The sequence below is a fragment of the Dyella terrae genome, from assembly GCF_022394535.1.
Classification (GTDB): domain Bacteria; phylum Pseudomonadota; class Gammaproteobacteria; order Xanthomonadales; family Rhodanobacteraceae; genus Dyella.
In genome coordinates this window covers 4,287,483-4,307,174 of sequence record NZ_CP089414.1, presented here as the reverse complement: position 1 = coordinate 4,307,174, position 19,692 = coordinate 4,287,483, and the positions used below count along the sequence as shown (strand labels likewise).

General features: G+C 62.7%; 16 protein-coding genes and 1 pseudogene. 10 read left to right on the top strand and 7 right to left on the bottom strand.

Annotated features, from left to right (window positions below):
- Window positions 1–2 precede the first annotated feature (2 nt).
- Window positions 3–1,226, bottom strand: coding sequence for an FAD-dependent oxidoreductase (locus DYST_RS18980; RefSeq protein WP_239947525.1), 1,224 nt, complete (start codon window positions 1,224–1,226; stop codon window positions 3–5).
- Window positions 1,223–2,452: a 2-octaprenyl-6-methoxyphenyl hydroxylase gene (gene ubiH / locus DYST_RS18975; RefSeq protein WP_239947518.1), complete on the bottom strand. Its 1,230-nt coding sequence runs from the start codon at window positions 2,450–2,452 to the stop codon at window positions 1,223–1,225. Before ubiH ends, DYST_RS18980 begins: the two co-directional genes overlap by 4 nt.
- Window positions 2,453–2,554: 102 nt before the next feature.
- On the opposite strand from ubiH, the gene DYST_RS18970 reads away from it, so the two are divergent.
- The 3 genes from DYST_RS18970 to DYST_RS18960 are packed head-to-tail and all read left to right on the top strand — an operon-like array spanning window position 2,555 to window position 4,662.
- Entirely contained in the window at window positions 2,555–3,160 is a 606-nt protein-coding gene (locus tag DYST_RS18970) for a hypothetical protein (protein WP_239947516.1), read from the top strand.
- Window positions 3,161–3,165: 5 nt separating this feature from the next.
- Window positions 3,166–3,732 (top strand): cob(I)yrinic acid a,c-diamide adenosyltransferase, encoded by a 567-nt coding sequence (locus tag DYST_RS18965; protein ID WP_239947513.1) that lies wholly within the window; start codon window positions 3,166–3,168, stop codon window positions 3,730–3,732.
- A gap of 6 nt (window positions 3,733–3,738) precedes the next feature.
- Window positions 3,739–4,662, top strand: coding sequence for a histone deacetylase family protein (locus DYST_RS18960; RefSeq protein WP_239947512.1), 924 nt, complete (start codon window positions 3,739–3,741; stop codon window positions 4,660–4,662).
- A gap of 1 nt (window position 4,663) precedes the next feature.
- Here DYST_RS18960 and msrB read toward each other — a convergent pair whose 3' ends face one another.
- Entirely contained in the window at window positions 4,664–5,068 is a 405-nt protein-coding gene (gene msrB / locus DYST_RS18955) for a peptide-methionine (R)-S-oxide reductase MsrB (protein WP_239947510.1), read from the bottom strand.
- Window positions 5,069–5,161: 93 nt separating this feature from the next.
- Here msrB and DYST_RS18950 point away from each other — a divergent pair, with 93 nt between their 5' ends.
- From DYST_RS18950 to DYST_RS18925, 6 genes and pseudogenes are all read left to right on the top strand, one after another.
- Window positions 5,162–7,684, top strand: coding sequence for an LPS-assembly protein LptD (locus DYST_RS18950; RefSeq protein ID WP_239947502.1), 2,523 nt, complete (start codon window positions 5,162–5,164; stop codon window positions 7,682–7,684).
- 40 nt (window positions 7,685–7,724) lie between these two features.
- Window positions 7,725–9,071: a peptidylprolyl isomerase gene (locus DYST_RS18945; RefSeq protein WP_239947501.1), complete on the top strand. Its 1,347-nt coding sequence runs from the start codon at window positions 7,725–7,727 to the stop codon at window positions 9,069–9,071.
- A 7-nt stretch (window positions 9,072–9,078) separates the two neighbouring features.
- Entirely contained in the window at window positions 9,079–10,089 is a 1,011-nt protein-coding gene (gene pdxA / locus DYST_RS18940) for a 4-hydroxythreonine-4-phosphate dehydrogenase PdxA (RefSeq protein WP_239947499.1), read from the top strand.
- The gene (rsmA, locus tag DYST_RS18935; RefSeq protein ID WP_102302913.1) at window positions 10,086–10,871 is read left to right on the top strand and encodes a 16S rRNA (adenine(1518)-N(6)/adenine(1519)-N(6))-dimethyltransferase RsmA; all 786 of its coding nucleotides are present in this window, start codon (window positions 10,086–10,088) and stop codon (window positions 10,869–10,871) included. Before pdxA ends, rsmA begins: the two co-directional genes overlap by 4 nt.
- 90 nt (window positions 10,872–10,961) lie before the next feature.
- Window positions 10,962–11,346 (top strand): annotated as a pseudogene (apaG, locus tag DYST_RS18930) (Co2+/Mg2+ efflux protein ApaG).
- Window positions 11,346–12,194 (top strand): symmetrical bis(5'-nucleosyl)-tetraphosphatase, encoded by an 849-nt coding sequence (locus DYST_RS18925; protein WP_239952157.1) that lies wholly within the window; start codon window positions 11,346–11,348, stop codon window positions 12,192–12,194. The pseudogene apaG and the gene DYST_RS18925 overlap by 1 nt, the downstream one beginning before the upstream one ends.
- A 160-nt stretch (window positions 12,195–12,354) precedes the next feature.
- Here the strand turns inward: DYST_RS18925 and secA are convergent, their stop codons facing one another.
- The gene (secA, locus tag DYST_RS18920; protein ID WP_239947497.1) at window positions 12,355–15,090 is read right to left on the bottom strand and encodes a preprotein translocase subunit SecA; all 2,736 of its coding nucleotides are present in this window, start codon (window positions 15,088–15,090) and stop codon (window positions 12,355–12,357) included.
- A 246-nt stretch (window positions 15,091–15,336) separates the two neighbouring features.
- A complete protein-coding gene (locus DYST_RS18915) occupies window positions 15,337–16,266 on the bottom strand; it encodes a M23 family metallopeptidase (RefSeq protein ID WP_102302916.1) in 930 nt (309 codons plus the stop codon).
- 18 nt (window positions 16,267–16,284) lie between these two features.
- Between DYST_RS18915 and DYST_RS18910 the strand changes: the two genes are divergently transcribed.
- A complete protein-coding gene (locus tag DYST_RS18910; protein ID WP_343214838.1) occupies window positions 16,285–16,728 on the top strand; it encodes a DciA family protein in 444 nt (147 codons plus the stop codon).
- Between the two features lie 284 nt (window positions 16,729–17,012).
- Here DYST_RS18910 and lpxC read toward each other — a convergent pair whose 3' ends face one another.
- Together lpxC and ftsZ are read right to left on the bottom strand one after the other, a co-directional pair.
- Window positions 17,013–17,927, bottom strand: a complete 915-nt coding sequence (gene lpxC, locus DYST_RS18905) for a UDP-3-O-acyl-N-acetylglucosamine deacetylase (protein WP_102302917.1) — start codon at window positions 17,925–17,927, stop codon at window positions 17,013–17,015.
- Between the two features lie 466 nt (window positions 17,928–18,393).
- The gene (gene ftsZ, locus DYST_RS18900) at window positions 18,394–19,575 is read right to left on the bottom strand and encodes a cell division protein FtsZ (RefSeq protein WP_102302918.1); all 1,182 of its coding nucleotides are present in this window, start codon (window positions 19,573–19,575) and stop codon (window positions 18,394–18,396) included.
- Window positions 19,576–19,692 lie beyond the last annotated feature (117 nt).

The following is a 19,692-nucleotide window of genomic DNA, read 5'->3' as shown; positions in this document are numbered from 1 at the left end:
GTCTATAGACCAGCGGCGTGCTTCGCCAGTCTGCGCTTGATGGGTGACAGTTTGTCGATCAGTTTCACCCCGAGACCGCGCGCCGCCACCCATGGCGACGATTGCCATGCGTAGATGCGCGCCAGCGCGTCGAAACCGAGGGCATCGACGGTATCGGCACTGCGCCGGCGACGTGCGTATCGGCGCAACACGTGCGCAGCCGCGATATCACTGCCCGCGTCGCGGGCGGCGACCAGCGTGTCGCGCAACTCGGCGACATCGCGCAAGCCAAGATTCACGCCCTGCCCCGCCAGCGGATGCACCGCATGCGCCGCATCGCCGAGCAGCACGAAGCGCTCGGCCTGATAGGTTTCGGCCAGTTGCAGCCGCAGCGGGAACGCTGCGCGCGGCGTGGCGCCTGTGATGCGGCCAAGGCGGAAATCGCTAGCCACGCCCAGCTCCTCAAAGAATGCTTCATCGTCCAGCGCAAGCACACGCTGCGCTTCGTCTTCCGGCAAGGACCACACGATGGAGCTGCGGCCATCGGCCAGCGGCAACAAGGCCAGCGGCCCAGTGTCCAGAAAGCGCTGCCACGCTGTTCCCTCGTGCGGCCGCTCGGTCTGTACGTGTGCAACGACGCCACGTTGTGCGTAATCGCGCCCCGTGGTCTCGATACCCGCCATCGCGCGCAAGGGTGAGGCCGCGCCATCGGCGGCGACCAGCAAACGGGCGGAAACCGCGTCGGTCTCGGCGCCGTTCAGGGACAACTGCACACGATCTTCAAGCACCTCATAGCTACTGATCTTTGCGGGGCAAAGGCGACGCACGCCGGCGGCATCCAGCGCCTGCCAAAGCTGCCACTGCACGAGGTTGTTTTCCACGATGTAGCCCAGCAGGTCGCGATCGTCGTCGGCAGCATCGAAATGGATGGCCGAACCACTCGCCGCGTCCCACACGTGCATGTTTGCATAAGGGCTTGCGCGCGAGGTGCGGATGGACGTCCAGACGCCAATCTCGTGCAGGAGCGCGATCGACGATGGCGCCAGCCCGACCACGCGAAGATCTACATCGTCATTCGCGGACCACGGTGCCGGTGCGCGCGCCTCGATCAGTGCCGTGGCGAATCCGGCACGGGCCAGTGCCAGTGCTGCCGCCGCACCCACCATGCCACCGCCGACTACCGCGACATCGAAGGCCGGGCCGCGACGACGCGATGATTCGTGGCGAGAAGAAGCCGTCGCGTTCATGGCAAGCGCTCCAGCACGGCCTTGGGCGGCTCGCCGCGAAAACCCATACCACGACGGGCCATCAGGCGTTGTAGCGGTGGCACGCGATCGAATGCCAGCATGGCCATCGAGCGCAACGGCCCCAGCAGCGGTTGCGGCAGGCAAGCCAGTTGCACCAGTCCGTGGCTCATGACCATGGTGCCTTCGCGATCCGGCGCGCGGCGGGCGGCGTAGTTCGCTAGCAGCCCTTCCGCGCCGGGATCGGCAGCACCGGTGAGCAACTCGGCCAACGTGAGCGCGTCGCGCAATCCGAGGTTAAAGCCCTGCGCGCCAATGGGATGCACCGTCTGCGCGGCATTACCGACCAGCACAGCACGTCCAGACACCAGCGAACGAGCGGCGACGCGCTGGATCGCATAAGGGTGGCGCTTGCCCGGTCGGCCCAGGCGGCCCAGACGCCAGCCGAATCGCTCCTGCGCCAACGCGACAAAGGCTTCATCGTCCATCGCCTCCACCGACTTGGCCTCATGCTGCGGCACGGTAAGCACCAGTCCGCAGCGGCGACCGGCAAGGGGAAGCAGTGCAATCGGGCCGTTGTCGGCAAAACGCTCATAGGCACGATGCGCGTGATCGCGCTCCGGCGTCATCGTGCAGACGAACAGAGTCTGCCGGTAATCGTGGCGTTCCGCCTCGATGCCCAGACGTTCGCGCACGAAGGAGCCCGTGCCATCGGCACCAACCAGCAAGGGGGTGTCGATATCGACGGGCCCTTCGCTGGTTTGGATACGGGCACGCCAACCCTCGGCCAACGGTTCGAGTGACTCGACGCGGGCCGGCGCCAGGCGGCGCAGGCGTGTGCATTCATCGAGCCGACGCAACAACGCCGCACCGAGTTCGCGCGCGGGCAGTGTCCAGCCCATCGCATCGACGCCCTGGCGCGCGGCATCCATCTGCACGCTGCCGAACTCGCCAGCCCGCGTGACGTGGATATGACGGATCGCCGTAGCCTGCGCCTGTGCGTGCTTCCACACGCCAATGGCGGTCAGGCCGTTCACGGTAGATCGAGCCAGCGCCAGATTGCGCTCGTCGTAGCTTGGCTGCTCGCCCACCCGCGGCGCGGCTGCCTCGACCATAACGGCGTCGATGCCCGCAGCGTCCAGGGCGATGGCCAGACTGGCACCAACCAGCCCGCCGCCAACGATGAGCACCGGCTGCCGTGCAGCCGCCTGAAAGGATGAGTTCGTCATGGCGCCGAATCATACGCGCCCGGGGCCTGCCCCATCTGGGCTTAGCGCAATTGCGCTAAACTCAGTCTCTGCTTACGACGCGACCTTATTCTGGAGCAACTCATGGCTAAGACGCAGACCCAGCGCCTGGGCATCTTCCTGGCCTTGGCCGCGGTGATGGCTGCCACGCGCATCCATCTTTCGCTGTTCCATCACGACATCTGGGATGCATCCTGGGGCATCTTCTTTCTAGCCGGCTTCTGGCTGCGCGGTTCGGCACGCTGGGCGTTCCCCCTGCTGATGGTCGAGGCCGTGCTGGTCGATTATCTGGTCATCAGCAACCAGGGCATCAACTTCTGGGATCACTACTGCGTCTCCGCGGCCTACTGGTTCCTGGTGCCGTCGTATCTCAGCCTGTGGCTGGGCGGTAGCTGGTTGGCCGGACGCAAGCTCGGCTTCAACGCCAGCAGCCTCGCGCTCACCGTCAGCGCCGTACTGGTGAGCTGGCTGGCCTGCTACGTGATATCCAATGGCAGCTTCTACTGGCTGAGTAACAGCGTGCCGCAGCCGCGCAGCGTCGCCGCGTGGCTCTCCAACATGACCGACTGGTACGGTTTCTTCCTCGAAACCACGGTGCTCTATGTGGCGCTTGGCTTGGTGATGCACGGCCTGGTGGTGCAGTTGTCGCGCCTGCTGGGTCATGCCGATTCCTCCCGGCTGTCGCGCTGATCTCTATGGGTAACCGCCTCTCGAAGATCTACACCCGCACGGGCGATGACGGCAGCACCGGCCTTGGCGATGGCTCACGCGTCGCCAAGGATTCGCTGCGTGTTTCCGCCTACGGCACCGTGGACGAACTCAACAGCACGCTAGGCATGGTGCTCGCATCCGACGGTGTTACCGACGATGTGCGGGAAGCGCTGACGCAGGTGCAGCACGATCTGTTCGACCTCGGCGGTGAGCTGTGCATTCCCGGCATGGCGATGGTCCACGATGCCGATATCGAGCGCCTGGAACAGGTGCTCGATGCGTTCAACGACCCGCTGCCGCCGCTTAAAGACTTCATCCTGCCCGGCGGCGGCATGGCGGCCTCTTGCTGCCATCTTGCGCGCACCGTGTGCCGCCGCGCCGAACGCGAAGTGATTGGACTTGGGCGTGTGGAGGAAGTGCGTCCCCAAGCGCAGCGTTACCTCAACCGCCTCTCCGACCTGCTGTTCGTCGTGTCTCGCGTGCTGGCCCGCACCAGCGGCCACGGCGAGGTGCTCTGGAATCACGAGCGTCGGCGAAAGCCTCAGGCCTGATCCTCGATGCTGCGGCTCTACACCCACGCCAGTTGTCTGCAGCACGATCCCGGCCCGGCCCGGCCTGAATCCCCGGCCCGCCTTCGCGCCGTCCTGCAGGCACTGGACAGTGATCGCTTCGCCGCGCTCGACCGTATCGAGGCGCCTCGCGCCACGCGCGGGCAATTGCTGCGCGTGCATGCAGCCGAACACGTAGAGCACATTCTCGGCATCGCACCTCAGGACGGCACAATCCGCCTTGACGAAGACACACTGATGTCGGCCGGCTCAGCCGAAGCCGCGCTACGCGCGGCTGGCGCCGTGGTAGCGGCCGTGGACGCGGTGCTGAGCGCCCAGGGCGGCAAGGCCTTTTGCGCGGTGCGCCCGCCCGGACACCACGCGACGCCTGAGCGGGCCATGGGTTTCTGCCTGTTCAACAACGTGGCCGTGGGCGCAGCGCATGCCATGGCCGAGCACGGCCTTAAGCGCGTGGCCATCGCCGATTTCGACGTCCATCACGGCAATGGCACGCAGGACATCTTCGCCCGCGAGCCGCGCGTGCTGTTTATCTCCAGCCATCAGATGCCGCTGTACCCGGAAACGGGAAGCCCTGATGAACACGGCGTGGGCAATATCGTCAACGCGCCGCTATCACCGGGAGATGGCTCCTATGAATTTCGCGAGTTGTGGGAAGGCGTGCTGATTCCAAGACTGCACGCCTTTCGGCCGCAGCTGCTGCTGGTGTCGGCGGGCTTCGATGCGCATCGCAACGACCCATTGGCCGATCTGCGCCTGGGCAGCGAAGACTACGCCTGGATCACCCAGCGGCTGGTCGATGTCGCGCACGCCCATGCCCAGGGGCGAGTAGTGTCGACCCTGGAAGGCGGTTACAACCTGCTCGCCCTCTCCACCAGCGTCGCCGCCCACGTAGGCGAACTGCTCGAAGCTTGAATCAATCGCCGGCGGGCACGAAATCCAACGCCACCGAATTGATGCAATAGCGCAAGCCAGTGGGCTTGGGGCCATCCGGAAAGACATGCCCCAGATGCGACTCACATGCAGCACAGCGCGCCTCGGTGCGGCGCATGCCGTGGCTCTCGTCCTGCCGGAGACCAACAGCTTGACGGGTCAGCGGCTGAAAAAAGCTTGGCCAGCCTGAGCCCGAGTCGTACTTTGCCTCGGACGCAAACAGCGGCACCCGGCAAGCCACGCAGACGTAAGTCCCCGCGACCTTGTGGCGGTACCACTTGCCACTGAACGGCGGCTCGGTCGCCGAACACCGGCACACCGCATATTGCTGCGGCGTCAGCTCAGCACGCCACTGGTCATCGCTTTTGGCTGCTTTCTGATCAGTCATGCTGAATCCTGTTCTGGAGAGTGACCCTACCAACTGCCGTCCATGGGGCCTTTCTGCTAGTTTTACGAGCCTCCCAGCCGATAGACTGCCATCGTGACGCCCAAGCTCCCTCCGCGCCACCTGCCCCCTCGCCGCCTGTTGGCGGTTGCCGCCGCCCTCGCCCTGTTCGGTGGCCCGGTCGAGGCACAGTCGGCATTGGATCAGCCCAGCCCGACGGCTCCGACTAACCCCGATCAGCCTTCACCGACGTCTCCGCCGAGCAACGCTCCGCGGTCGACAGTGCCGTCCTGCCCGCTGGGCACGTACCGCTGCCCGCAGCGCCCGCTGAACTACAGCATGTGTCGGCCTAACGCCATGCTGTCGTTCTACGACCCGACGATGAGCAAGGACAGCTCGGTCCGCAACACCTCAAACACGTACGTTGTGGCTGAACGCGTGGACAGCTCTAACCAGAGCATCTACCACCTGGAAGGCAACGTGAAGGTAGACCGGGCTGACCAGCGCATTCAGTCGGACGTAACTGACTACAACCAGGACACCACGGACTTCGATGCGCGCGGCAACGTCCGTTACCAGGAAGCCGGGCAGCTCACCTCGTCGGACCATATCCGCGGCAATCAAGATGCCAGCACGGCCATTGCCGACAACGTCGCCTATCAGATGCTGACCAACCGCGGCAACGGCGTGGCGGTGCAGGGCCAGATGCTGGACGACCAGCGTAGCCGCTACTTCGTCGCCACCTACTCCACCTGCGACGTCGGCAACCACGTGTGGGAGATCCATGCCAAGGACATCCGCATGGACAAGGAGACTGGCGAGGGCGTGGCGCACAACGCCACGATGTATCTGTACAGCGTGCCGTTCTTCTGGTTGCCGACCTTCTCGTTTCCGATCAACGATGACCGCAAGACCGGCTTCCTGACGCCCTCCTTCGGCAGCTCCAGCCGCTCGGGGTTCACGATCAGCGCGCCGTACTACCTCAACCTGGCGCCCAACTACGACGCCACGCTCGACCCCCGCCTCTATGCCGATCGTGGCGTGATGCTGGCGAGCGAATTCCGCTACCTGGTCCCCGGCAGCTTGGGACAGATCAATTTCGAGTTTCTGCCGCACGACAACGGCCAGAGTGATCCGGACGGCACCGCCAATACCGACGGCAAGAACCGCTGGCTGCTCAAGTACTACGACCACACGCAGATCTATGGGCCGTGGTCGCTCAATATCGGCATCAACCGTGCGTCCGATCGCAACTATCTCCGCGACTTCGGCAGCGATCTCTACACAACATCCGTCGGCCAGCTGACCTCGTCCACCTACATTTCGGGCGGTGGCAAGTGGTGGGACAAGGTGTACTGGAACGCTGCCTTCGGCGCGGACTACTACCAGAATGTCGACTACTCGTTGCCTGACGCGAGCGTGCAGTACAAACGCTGGCCGCGCGCGACGTTCACCGTGGACTACCCGATCAACCGCTGGCTCGATGTCGGTGCCAATACCGAGGCCGTCGCATTCCGCAAGGATGAAGCGGTCGAGGGCAACCGCTTGGATCTGTACCCCTATATCCAGGCCAATTTCCAGGGTGCCGCTTGGTTCGTGAAGCCGAGGGTGGCCTACCGCTACACCGCTTACGACTTGATCGGCAACTACCAGCAGTACGGTTACACCGGATATGGGCCAAATTCGACTAGTCTGCTCGCGCCAGGGGTAGCCTCACCCTTTACCAACGGCTCCCCCAGCCGCTCGCTACCCATCGTCAGCATCGACAACGGCTTGATCTTTGATCGAAGCACATCGCTGTTCGGCACCGACTATACGCAGACGCTCGAACCGCGCCTGTATTACCTCTATGTCCCGTATCGCAATCAGAACAATATCCCGCTGTTCGACACCAATATCATGTCGTTCGACACGTGGGAGTTGTTCACACCCAATACGTACTCCGGTGCTGACCGCCAGATCAACGCAAACAACCTCAGCGCCATGCTGACCACGCGCCTGCTGGACAACAACGGCGTAGAGCGCTTATCGATCGACTTCGGACAGATCCGTTATTTCACGCAGCAACGAGTTCAGCTACCCAAGTACGGCAGCCCAAATCAGGTCACGCCCGCCACCAACTGGTCCGGCTCCGACTACGTCATCGATCTCACCAGTCAGCTCAATGACAACTGGAAGGTGACCTCCCAGTACCAGTGGAACCCCAACACTAGTCTCACGGATCTTGGCGCCATTGGCGTCCAGTACCGTCTCAAGACCGACGGCGTGATCAACTTCTCCTACCGCTACCGTCGGCAGCCCGGCGCGGAAACGCCCCTGCTGGAACAATACGACGCCTCTGTGGTCTACCCCCTCTCCGACCGCTGGCGCCTGATCGGCCACTGGGCCTATTCAGTACTTGACAAGAAGACCGTGGAGGCCACGGCCGGCGTGCAGTACGACAGCTGTTGCGTGGCGCTGCGCCTGGTAGGGCGCCGCTACGTGAACACCTACGACACCACGACGCAGGTTGGGACGACCAATACAGCGATCATGTTCGAGGTGCAGTTCAAGGGCATGGGTAACTTCTCCGGTCAGTCGGAAAACATCCTGCGCAATGGTATTCTTGGTTATCAATAACTTCCCTGTCGCCTACGGCGATTGAAGGCCCCGGACTCTGATGAAGCAGCCTCTCGCGTTGTTCCTGCTTGCGGTCGCCACCGCGACCGCCCTGCCCGCTCATGCCCAACTGTTGCCGCAGGCGGCTCAGGGCAACCAGCCGCTCGACCGTATCGTGGCGGTGGTGGACGAAGGGGTGATCCTGCAGAGCGAGCTGAACGAGGCCGTGCGTTCGGTCCAGCAGCAGTACGCCAGCAACCCAGGCCAGCTGCCCCCGATGGACGTGCTGCAGCGCCAGGTACTGGATCGCCTCGTCCTGATGAAACTGCAGGTGCAACGCGCCGACGACCAGGGTATCCGCGTGTCTGATGCCGACGTCGACCAGGCAGTGAATGCCGTGGCTCAGCAGAACCACATGACACCGGAACAGCTGCGTGCGGCTGTGGAGGCCGACGGCGGCAGCTTTGCCGCGTTTCGCCACCAGTTGTCCGACCAGTTGGTGGCCCAGCGTCTGCATGACAGCGTGATTCGCGATCAGGTGACCATTACCGATAGCGAAATCAACAACATGCTGGCAAGCCCCACCTACAAGGCGGGCGAGGTCCACTTGGCGCACATCCAGGTCAGCGTGCCGGCCGGCGCCAGCGCCGCCGATATCAAGGCAGCCCAGGACAAGGCGACCCAAGCCACGGACGCCATCAAGGGCGGCATGGACTTCCATGCGGCCGCCATCCGCTATTCGGACGGTCAGGATGCCCTCGAAGGCGGCGACCTTGGCTGGCGTCGCATGGACGAAATCCCGCCGGCATTTGCCGACGCCGTGGGCAACATGAAGCCCGGCGACGTCTCCCCCGCCATGCGCGGTCCGACCGGCTTCCATATCCTGAAGCTGATCGAGCAGCGCCAGCCCAGCCGTCAGGTGGTGCAGGAGTTCCATGCCCGCCAGATCCTGATCCGCCCGAGCGAGCTGATGACGCCGGAGCAGGCCCATCAGAAGGCCGAGGATCTGTATAACCGCCTCGTCAACAAACATGAGGACTTCGCGAAACTGGCGAAGGAGAACTCCAAGGACGACACCACCGCGAACAACGGCGGCGACATGGGCTGGTTCATGCAGAACGACTGGGGCTCCACCATTGCCCAGCACCTGAACGATCTGAAGGACGAGCAGGTTTCGCAGCCGTTCCAGAGCGAAGCCGGCTGGCACATCCTTGAGCGCCTTGGCACCCGCCAGAGCGACCGCACGGACGAGCTGGAGCGCAACCAGGCCCGCCAAGCCATTGGTAACCGCAAGGCCGAGCAGGCGTATGAGGACTACCTGCGCGAGATGCGTTCCGGCGCCTACGTGAACATTCTGGTACCCGAACTGCGCGACCCGAACGCCCAGCAGAGCCAGAAGTCCTCCTGAGGCCACGTTGAACGCCCAGACCCTCCCCCGGCTGGCCATCACCGCAGGTGAGCCAGCGGGGATCGGTCCCGAACTGCTTATCCGATTGGCCGCCACTCCGCTGGCGGCCAATTTCGTTGCAGTCACGGATCGAAACCTGCTGGAGCGCGCCGCCATGCGCTGCGGTCAGCCCGTCCAGCTAATCGACGATGACGGCACCGACATCACCGAGCGCCGACCCGGCCAATTGCGTATCCGGCATATTCCGCTGGATGCCGCAGAGACTCCCGGCACACCCGACCCAGCCAACGCCCGGCACGTACTCGCCACGCTGGCCGAAGCTGCTGACGGCTGCATGAGTGGGCGCTACGCCGCCATCGTCACGGCGCCCTTGCAGAAATCCTCGATCAACGAAGCCGGCATTCGCTTCAGTGGCCACACGGAGTTCTTCGCCGAGCGCACCAACGCCGACGTGGTGATGATGCTGGCGAGTCCGGAGCTACGGGTGACGCTGGCAACCACACACCTCCCGCTCTCTGCCGTGCCGGCATCGATCACCCGCGACGCGCTCGTGCGCGTGCTGCGCATCGTCCATCGCGAACTCCACGATAAATTTGGCCTGCCTGAGCCACGCATCGCCGTGCTCGGCCTCAACCCCCACGCGGGCGAAGGCGGTCACCTCGGACGCGAAGAGCTCGACACCATCATTCCCACGCTTGACGAGCTCCGCGCTCAAGGCATGCGGCTGCTCGGCCCCCTACCCGCCGATACGGCCTTTGTGCCCTCGATGCGAGAGCGCTACGACGCCGTGCTGGCGATGTATCACGACCAGGCGCTGCCGGTACTCAAGAGCGAAGCATTTGATCGCACGGTGAACCTCACGCTGGGCCTGCCTTTCATTCGCACGTCCGTCGATCACGGCACTGCACTCGATCTCGCCGGTACGGGTCGCGGCGATCCGTCCAGCCTGATCGCAGCAGCGAAGATGGCGCTTGAGCTCGTGGCACGACGCCGCGCCCATCTGCAAGGAATTTCATGAACGCCCGCCCCAAGAAAAGTTTCGGCCAGCACTTCCTGCACGAGAAGCGCTACATCGAGCGCATCGTCAGCGCGATTTCTCCGCGCCCTGACGACTTCGTGGTGGAGATCGGTCCCGGCGAAGGCGCACTCACGCTTCCTCTACTCGCGGCGGCGGGCAAACTCACGGCAATCGAACTGGACACGGACCTGATCCCTGGCCTGCAGGCACGCGCCGCCAGCGTCGGTGAACTCAACATCATCCACTCCGACGTGCTGAAGGTGGACTTCACTGCTCTCGCGCACCGCCACGGCGTGGAACGGCTGCGCGTCGCCGGCAACCTGCCGTATTACATCTCCAGCCCCATCCTGTTCCACTGCGTGGAACACGCGCGTGCGATCCAGGACATGCATTTCATGCTGCAAAAGGAAGTGGTGGACCGGATGGCCGCTGAGCCGGGCAGCAAGGTCTATGGACGCCTTTCGGTCATGTTGCAGCTAGCCTGCCGCGTAGAGCCCCTCTTCGTGGTGCCGCCCGGTGCCTTCCGGCCGCCGCCGAAGGTGGACTCGGCCGTGGTGAGGCTGGTACCGCTGCCCCCTGAGCAGTTGCCCGATGCTGACCCGGAGCGCATTTACGCGATCGTGAAGGCCGCTTTCGCGCAACGTCGCAAGACGTTAAGCAACGCTCTGAAGAACCTCATGGATGCCAACGCGATCATGAGCGCCGACGTCGACCCTAAGGCACGCGCCGAAACACTTTCCCCGCACGATTACGTCCGCCTCGCACGCGTGCCCGCTGGCTGATCGACCATCGGCCGTTCGGGGGACTTCTCGTATTCAGCGAGTCGCCTGCAAGCTTCACCCATGCGGCACGACAACCCTTACAATCGGGGCATGAATGAACGATCTTCCTACACGATCGACGTGCAGGTCGAACCCCGCTTTGTCCCCGACCAATCCCGTCCCGGCGACAACCGCTATGTTTTCGCCTACACGATCACGCTGCACAATGCGGGCGACGTCGCCGCGCGCCTGCTGACCCGTCACTGGATCATCACCGATTCCAACGGCAAGGTTGAGGAAGTCACTGGCGAGGGGGGTCGTCGGCGAACAACCGTGGATCCGTCCCGGCGACCAGTTCGAATACACCTCGGGTGCCGTGCTGGAGACCTCCGTGGGTATCATGCAGGGCAGCTATCAGATGCTGGCCGACGACGGCACGCGCTTCGAAGCGCCGATCCCGCCGTTCACGCTTTCGATTCCGCGCACTCTGCACTGATGGCTACGTACGCAATCGGTGATGTGCAGGGCTGCTATCCCGAACTCCAACGCCTGCTCGACAAGATCCGCTTTGACCCGTCCAGTGATCGCTTGTGGTTCTGCGGCGATCTGGTCAACCGCGGCGGACAATCTCTGCAGACCCTGCGTCTGATCCACAGTCTGCGCGAGCAATCGATCATCACGCTTGGCAATCACGATCTGAGCCTGCTCGCCATCGCGCAACGACGTCCGGAAGCGCAGTCGAAGGTCAATCCCGAACTGCGCGAAGTGCTGTTCGCGGATGATGCGCCGGTGCTATTGGAATGGTTGCGCTCGCAAAAGCTGCTGCATCACGACGAGCAGCTCAACTGGACAATGGTGCACGCGGGCCTCGCCCCGATGTGGACCTTGCGCCAGGCACAGCGATCGGCCCAGGAAATCGAACGGGAACTCGGCAGCCCACGCCACCCGCGCCTGTTGAAGAACCTCTTCGGCAATCGCCCGGCCGCATGGAATAGTCGCCTGCAAGGCGTCGAACGCATGCGTGCCTCGATCAATACGCTCACCCGCATGCGTTACTGCGATATCCAGGGACGTATCGATTTCGAAAGCAAGGGCATACCCGGGACGCAAAAACCTGGCATGTATCCCTGGTTTGAAGTTCCTGGCATGCGCCGGCGCGAGACGCGCATCGTATGCGGGCACTGGTCGGCGCTGGGTCGCTTCGCTGGCCTGGGCATCTATGCCATCGACACCGGATGCGTGTGGGGCGGGCAACTCACTGCACTTCGACTGGATGTGGAGGAGCCGCAGTATTTGACAGTGGATGCGGAGCCATATCGGAAGAAGGTTCCGGGCGGGGACTGAGTCGACTCGTTGTTGCTGCCCGCCGAGGCGCTGAACTCGATGCTGAGGGACCAACACGTCGATGCACTTCAGCACCGAGCTCTGATGTAACGAACGAAAATCCCGTCTCTCGCCAGCAGCAACGCCAAAAAGAAACCCCGCCGAAGCGGGGTTTCTCGTATCAGTTCAGCTGACCGTGGCAATGCTTGAATTTCTTGCCCGACCCGCAAGGACACGGATCATTGCGGCCCACGCGCGGGCCATCGTGCTCCGGTCCACCCACGGGCGCAGACATGCTCCCGGCAGCCACCGCCTCGGCATCGGCACCAAGCGCCGCGACTGGCGCACCGCCACCACTGGCCAGCATCTGACGCTGCAGGCGGTCGGCAAGACGCTGCTGCTCGGCTTCCATCGCGGCGACTTCTTCCTCGCTGCGAACGCGAACACGCGCCAGCATCTGCACCACTTCGGACTTGATGCGATCAAGCATGCTGGAGAACAGCTCGAACGACTCGCGCTTGAACTCCTGCTTCGGCTGCTTCTGCGCGTAACCGCGCAGATAGATGCCTTGACGCAGGTAATCCATGCTCGCCAAGTGCTCTTTCCACGCGTTATCCACCACGCTCAGCATGATGTGCTTTTCGAGCTGACGCATGGTGTCGCTGCCGATCTGCTGCTCCTTCGCTTTGAACAGCTGCTCCACGGCTTCGCGCACGTGCTCAAGGATCATCTTGTCGTCGATCTCGTGCTGCTGATCGACCCAGGTTTTCAGGCTGAGCGACAAACCGAATTCGCTTTCCAGCTCGCGGTCGAGACCGGCGAGGTCCCACTGTTCGTCGATGCTGTCAACCGGCACGTAGCGGCGTACCAGGTCGGTGACCACGTCGTCGCGGATGTCAGCGATGGCGTCCGACACATCGTCCACCACCAGCAGTTCGTCGCGCTGGCTGTAGATCACCTTGCGCTGGTCGTTGGCAACGTCGTCAAACTCCAGCAGGTGCTTGCGGATGTCGAAGTTGTGCTGCTCGACCTTGCGCTGCGCCTTTTCGATCTGGCGGCTGACCATACGGTCTTCCAGCGCATCTTCTTCCTTCATGCCGAACATGCGCATCCAGCGGCCGACCCAATCGCCGGCGAAAATACGCAGCAGGTTGTCTTCCAGTGACAGATAGAAGCGCGAGGAGCCCGGGTCACCCTGGCGGCCCGAGCGGCCACGCAACTGGTTGTCGATACGGCGCGACTCGTGGCGCTCAGTACCCACGATATGGAGGCCGCCGGATTCCAGCACCTTCTCGTGCAGCCTCTTCCACTCGGCCCGGGCCTTGGCCCGCTCGGCGTCGGTCGCCGTTTCCGGCAACGTAGCCAACGCCGCTTCCAGGCTGCCGCCCAGCACGATATCGGTACCACGGCCCGCCATGTTGGTGGCAATGGTCACCGAACCCGGCGCGCCCGCCTGGGCCACGATGTGCGCTTCGCGCTCATGCTGCTTGGCGTTGAGCACTTCGTGCGGAATTTTTTCTTTGCGCAGCAGGTCCGACAGCAGTTCGGACACTTCGATGGACGTGGTGCCCACCAGCACAGGCTGGCCGCGCTTGTGGCAATCCTTGATGTCCTCGATCACAGCGCCGTACTTGGCCTTCTGGGCAAGGAAAACCATGTCGGGATTATCTTGGCGGATCATCGGCTTGTGGGTGGGTATCACCACCACTTCCAGGCCGTAGATCTGCTGGAATTCGTAGGCTTCCGTATCGGCTGTACCGGTCATGCCGGCCAGCTTCTTGTACATGCGGAAAAGGTTCTGGAAGGTGATCGTGGCGAGCGTCTGATTCTCGCGCTGAATCGGCACGCCTTCCTTCGCCTCCACCGCCTGATGCAGGCCATCGGACCAGCGACGGCCCGCCAGCGTGCGGCCGGTGAATTCATCCACGATGATCACTTCGCCGTCGCGAACGATGTAGTCGACGTCGCGGTGGTAGATGGCGTTGGCACGCAATGCCGCGTTGAGGTGGTGCACGACGGCTAGGTTCTTGGAATCGTACAAACCGCTATCAGCATCGATCACACCGGCCTGGCGCAGCAGTTCATCAGCGTGCGACATGCCCTCTTCGGACAGGTGCACCTGCTTCTGCTTCTCGTCGACGAAATAATCGCCCGTGCTGTCTTCCTTCTCCTGGCGGATCATCTTCGGGACGATCTTGTTCACCGCAAGGTACAACTGCGGAGAATCCTCGGCCGGGCCGGAAATGATCAGCGGGGTGCGCGCCTCGTCGATCAGGATGGAGTCGACCTCGTCGACAATGGCGTAGTGCAGACCGCGCTGGTAGCGCTGGTCCTTGCTGAGCGCCATGTTGTCGCGCAGGTAATCGAAGCCGAATTCGTTGTTGGTGCCGTAGGTAATGTCGGCCGAGTAGGCCGTGTGCTTTTCCGAATGATCCATGCCCGGCCAAACCACACCCGTGGACAAGCCCAGGAAGCCATACAGCTTGCCCATCTGCGCCGAGTCGCGTCGAGCCAGATAGTCGTTCACGGTGACCACGTGCACGCCCTTGCCTTCCAGCGCATTGAGGTACACCGGCAGGGTGCCGACCAGGGTCTTGCCTTCACCCGTACGCATTTCGGCGATACGCCCCGAATGCAGGACCATGCCACCGATCATCTGTACGTCGTAATGGCGCATGCCGAGCACGCGCTTGGCGCCCTCGCGCACGACGGCAAAGGCTTCCGGCAGGACCTTGTCCAGCGACTCGCCGGCGGCGATGCGCTGCTTGAACTCGTCGGTCTTGGCGCGCAGGGCGTCGTCACTCAGCTTCTCGAACTCGGGTTCCAGCGCATTGATGCGCGCGACATTCTTGGAGAGCTGGCGCAGCACGCGTTCATTGCGGCTACCGAAAAGGCTCGTCAGGGCACGGTTGAGCATCGATCTTCCGGATCAGGATTCGTGAACGCCTGCCACGGCAAATCCGGGCAGGACGAAAGGATTGATGATACTAGGGTCAGCCAGCTATCCCAAACGCCCTGCCGCCGCAGGTTCCTGCCAGCGTCGCAACGTGGTTCTCCCTAACGGGCGACCACCGCGGACTCCCCCAAATCATCGTCCCGACCATGGAGTGGCGTCGGGCACAAAGGCTTTCAAGGGCGCCATCGGACGCCCTTGGGACGCGGCTCAGCGATGGTTCTTCACGAAAGCCAGCGGATTGACCACGCGGCCCTTGTACCAGACCTCGAAATGCACGTGCGAACCGGTCGAGCGGCCGGTAGAGCCCGCCTCGGACACCACGTCACCCACGTGGACGCGCTGGCCCGGGTGGACCTCGAGCTTGCTGTTGTGGGCATAGCGAGTCATGTAGCCGTTGCCATGGTCGATTTCGATGACCTCACCATAGCCGGTACGGTCACCGGCGTAGGTCACCATGCCCTCGGCCACGGCGTGTACCGGCGTCCCCTTCGGAGCGGAGATGTCCAGGCCCGTGTGGTAAGCGCTATGCCCACTGAACGGATCGGGCCGGCCACCGAAGTAGGAGGAAATGTAGCCCTCGACTGGCATCCCAGTGGGCTTGAGATTGGACTCGATCTTGGCATCCAGCAGCAGGCTTTGCAGCGCTGAAAGCTGCGCCTGCTGACTGTCGAACTGGTTGGCGAGCTGATTGATGCTGGTATCCAGGTTCTGGGGCAGCAAATACCCGCTGTCCGACGCATCCTCCACACCACCGACCGCCGGCTGTTCGTCGAAATTGAATTCGCCATCGTCGAGCTTGCCGACCTGGGTCAGGCGCTCACCCAAGGCATTGAGACGGGTGGACTGTGCTTGAAGCTGACCCAACTTTACGGCCAGCGCGTCGATGTCGCGCTGGGAATCCTTACGGATACCGGCGAGCTGATCGTTCTGCTGCTGCACTTGCTGACGAAGCCGGCGTATCTCCGTCAACGCCCGGTCATGCGGGCTGGCCGCGACCATGGCCACCGCGCCGCCCAATCCCGCACACCCCAGGATCGCCGCAGCAGCCGCCCCCATCAGGCGATAGCGCAGGCGCCGGTCGGCGAGATTGAAAGTTTTGGGCACCTTTTTGGTGCGGGACACAAGTATGATTTGCATGTTGTTCTACGTCAGAAGATGTCGGCATCCATGCAGCGCGACGCTCCAAAACCCTCTCGCCGCACCGGTTCTGGACTAAAAGCCATCACCGAGTATGGTCCCATTGCTTCACTGGCCCGCAAGGCCCGGAAGCTGGATGCGTTGGATCGCGCACTGCGCCAGACGTTACCGTCACCACTCCGCGAGCAAGTTCGTTTCGCCAACCTGCAAGACGGCCGTCTTATTTTCTTGGCTCCGTCATCGGCTCTGGCCGCCAGGCTGCGCCTACTCCAGGCACAAATCCTCTCGACCGCACGCGCCGTAGGCACGTACGCCAATTCAGTCACCGTGAAAGTGGCCCCCCCCTCTACCGGTAGACATCGTGCCGGATCGGTCAAAACCGCTTTCGCCAGCCGCCGCCTCTCACCTGAGAGCCGCCGCGGCCTCAACCACAGACCCCGAATTACGGGAACTGTTCCTTGAGTTGGCGTCCGTCGCCGAAGTTTCTGATTCCCAATCCGACGAAACCCGATGACTCTGGGCTCCGACGTACTCAAAAGCGATACATCCCTGACACCGACCCTTCGATCGGTGCGCATGGGTTTATACCACGCCCCCACGGACCTGACAGACCCCGATGTCATCAGTACGTGAACAGCTGCCGAGAGAAAGCGCGAGATATATCACAAAACAAACGGCCGCGTCTTTTGGACGCGGCCGTTCAGTTTGTTCAGATTTGTCGAGGACTTAGCTGATCGGCGGAACGATCAGATCGCCTGCGCCGGGTGGGCGTAGGAGATCGGCGAGGTCGCCGGATCGTCCGCGAAGCTGACCTCTTCCCAGGCCGAGGCATCGGCCATCAGGGTACGGAGGAGCTTATTGTTGAGCTCGTGACCCGACTTGTGGGCGTAGTAGGCACCAACCAGGCTGTGGCCCAGCAGGTAGAGATCGCCGATCGCGTCGAGGATCTTGTGCTTGACGAACTCATCCTCGTAACGGAGGCCATCTTCGTTGAGCACGCGGTAGTCGTCGAGCACCACGGCGTTGTCCATCGAGCCGCCGAGCGCGAGGTTATGTTCGCGCAGCATCTCGATGTCACGCATGAAACCGAAGGTACGGGCGCGGCTCACTTCCTTCACGAACGATGTCGTGGAGAAGTCGATCTCGGCGCGCGACGTGCGCTTGCTGATGATCGGGTGGTTGAACTCGATCGAGAAACCAACCTTGAAGCCTTCGAACGGCTCAAAGCTCGCCCACTTGTCGCCGTCCTGCACCTTGATCGGCTTCTTGATGCGGATGAAGCGCTTGGCGACGTTCTGCTCTTCGATGCCGGCAGACTGCAGCAGGAACACGAACGGACCTGCGCTGCCATCCATGATCGGCACTTCCGGCGCAGAAAGATCGACGTAAGCATTGTCGATGCCGAGGCCGGCCATCGCGGAGAGCAGATGCTCCACCGTCGAGACGCGCACATCGCCATTAACGAGCGTGGTCGACAGACGCGTGTCACCGACGTTGTCGGGGCGCGCGTGGATTTCGACCGGCGGATTCAAATCGGTACGACGAAACACGATGCCCGTATTCGGGGCAGCGGGGCGAAGCGTCATGTACACCTTGTCGCCGGTATGCAGACCGACGCCTGTGGCGCGAATAATGTTCTTGAGCGTACGCTGCTTGATCATTTTTTTGGTACCTGTAAGGGGCAGCAGCCAAATTAGGGAACGGATGCTAACACAGTCTTAACCTGTGAAAAGGCGATCCGCGCCACACACACTGTTCACCCTTTCATGTTCCTTTCATTCACGAATGAAATCCATTCGTGGGGCGATCAGTACTTTTCCAAGCACTTTCAATGACTTGAATGAAGCGCAACGCCCCAAGACCGGGACGGGATCCGGTCTCGGGGCGTCGGACCGGCCGCGGAAATCATTTCCAGGCCGGTCATGCTCATCCATGAAGCATGGCCCTACATCTCAAGAACGAGCGCCGGAACAGCGTCAGACAAGCCGCCCTCTGCCCTCAAAAGGCAGGGAAAGCGGGCTCGGACAAGGGTTCCGCCGAGGCGGATCCCATGCGCGATTCGTTACTGACAAGTGAAACCGGCCGTTTGTTCAATTTTTCTTCAAATTATTTGCCCTGTCAGCTTTATCAGTCGGCCTGGCGACGCAGGAAAGCCGGGATGTCCAGGTAATCGAAGCTCGGATCAGCGCTCTTGGCCTGGCTGCTGGCCTCAACACGGCTGGTCATGGTGACTTCGGGCTGAGCGTAGTCGACCACTTCGTTGCCGGTACCGGTACGCAGCACGACCGGGCGCGGACGCTGGCGTATCTCCACCTGCTGGGTGACGACCGGGCGCTGCGTCTGGCGGGCGGTGGCGCGGTTGAGGCCGGTGGCCACGACCGTGACGCGCACGTCGTCCTGCATTTCCGGGTCGAGCGAGGTACCCATCACCACAGTGGCGTCTTCGCTGGCGAAGTCGTGGATGATGCGGCCGATTTCGTCGAACTCACGCATGGTCAGGTTCGGGCCCGCGGTGACGTTCACCAGGATGCCGCAAGCGCCGTTGAGGTTGACGTCTTCCAGCAACGGGTTGTTGATGGCGGCTTCGGCGGCGGCCTGTGCGCGGTCGTCGCCGCGAGCGGTGCCCGAACCCATCATCGCCATGCCCATTTCGGACATCACCGTGCGTACGTCGGCAAAGTCGACGTTGATCAGGCCCGGGGCTGTGATCAGGTCAGCAATGCCCTGCACGGCGCCAAGCAGCACGTCGTTGGCGGCCTTGAACGCATTAAGAAGCGTGACTTCGCGACCCAGCACCGAAAGCAACTTTTCGTTCGGCACGGTGATCAACGAGTCGACGTGCTGCGACAGGTCTTCGATACCCTTGGCGGCAACCTGCATGCGGCGGCGGCCTTCGAAGGGGAACGGCTTGGTGACCACGGCCACCGTAAGGATGCCCTTTTCCTTGGCCAGCTGGGCCACGACCGGCGCAGCGCCAGTGCCGGTACCACCACCCATACCGGCAGTGATGAACACCATGTCGGCACCTTCGAGCATCTCTTCGATGCGCTCGCGGTCTTCCAGCGCAGCCTGACGACCCACTTCCGGGTTAGCGCCGGCACCCAGGCCTTTGGTTACGTTGGCACCAAGCTGCAGGTGCGTGCGAGAGCCACAGGCCTTCATGGCCTGTGAGTCGGTGTTGGCGACGACGAAGTCGACGCCTTCGATGTTTGCATTGAGCATGTGAGCCACGGCGTTGCCACCACCGCCGCCCACGCCGATGACCTTGATGACTGCATTCGGTGCGAGTTTTTCGATCAGTTCAAACATTTCCCGTCCTCCGTAGAGCTTCGTTGTCGTTGTAACCGCAGGTGTCGACATTCCAGTCGCCCCTTGGTGGTGGACGAATATCCATTCGTCCTGGACGGGGCTTCCTGCCCCATCCGA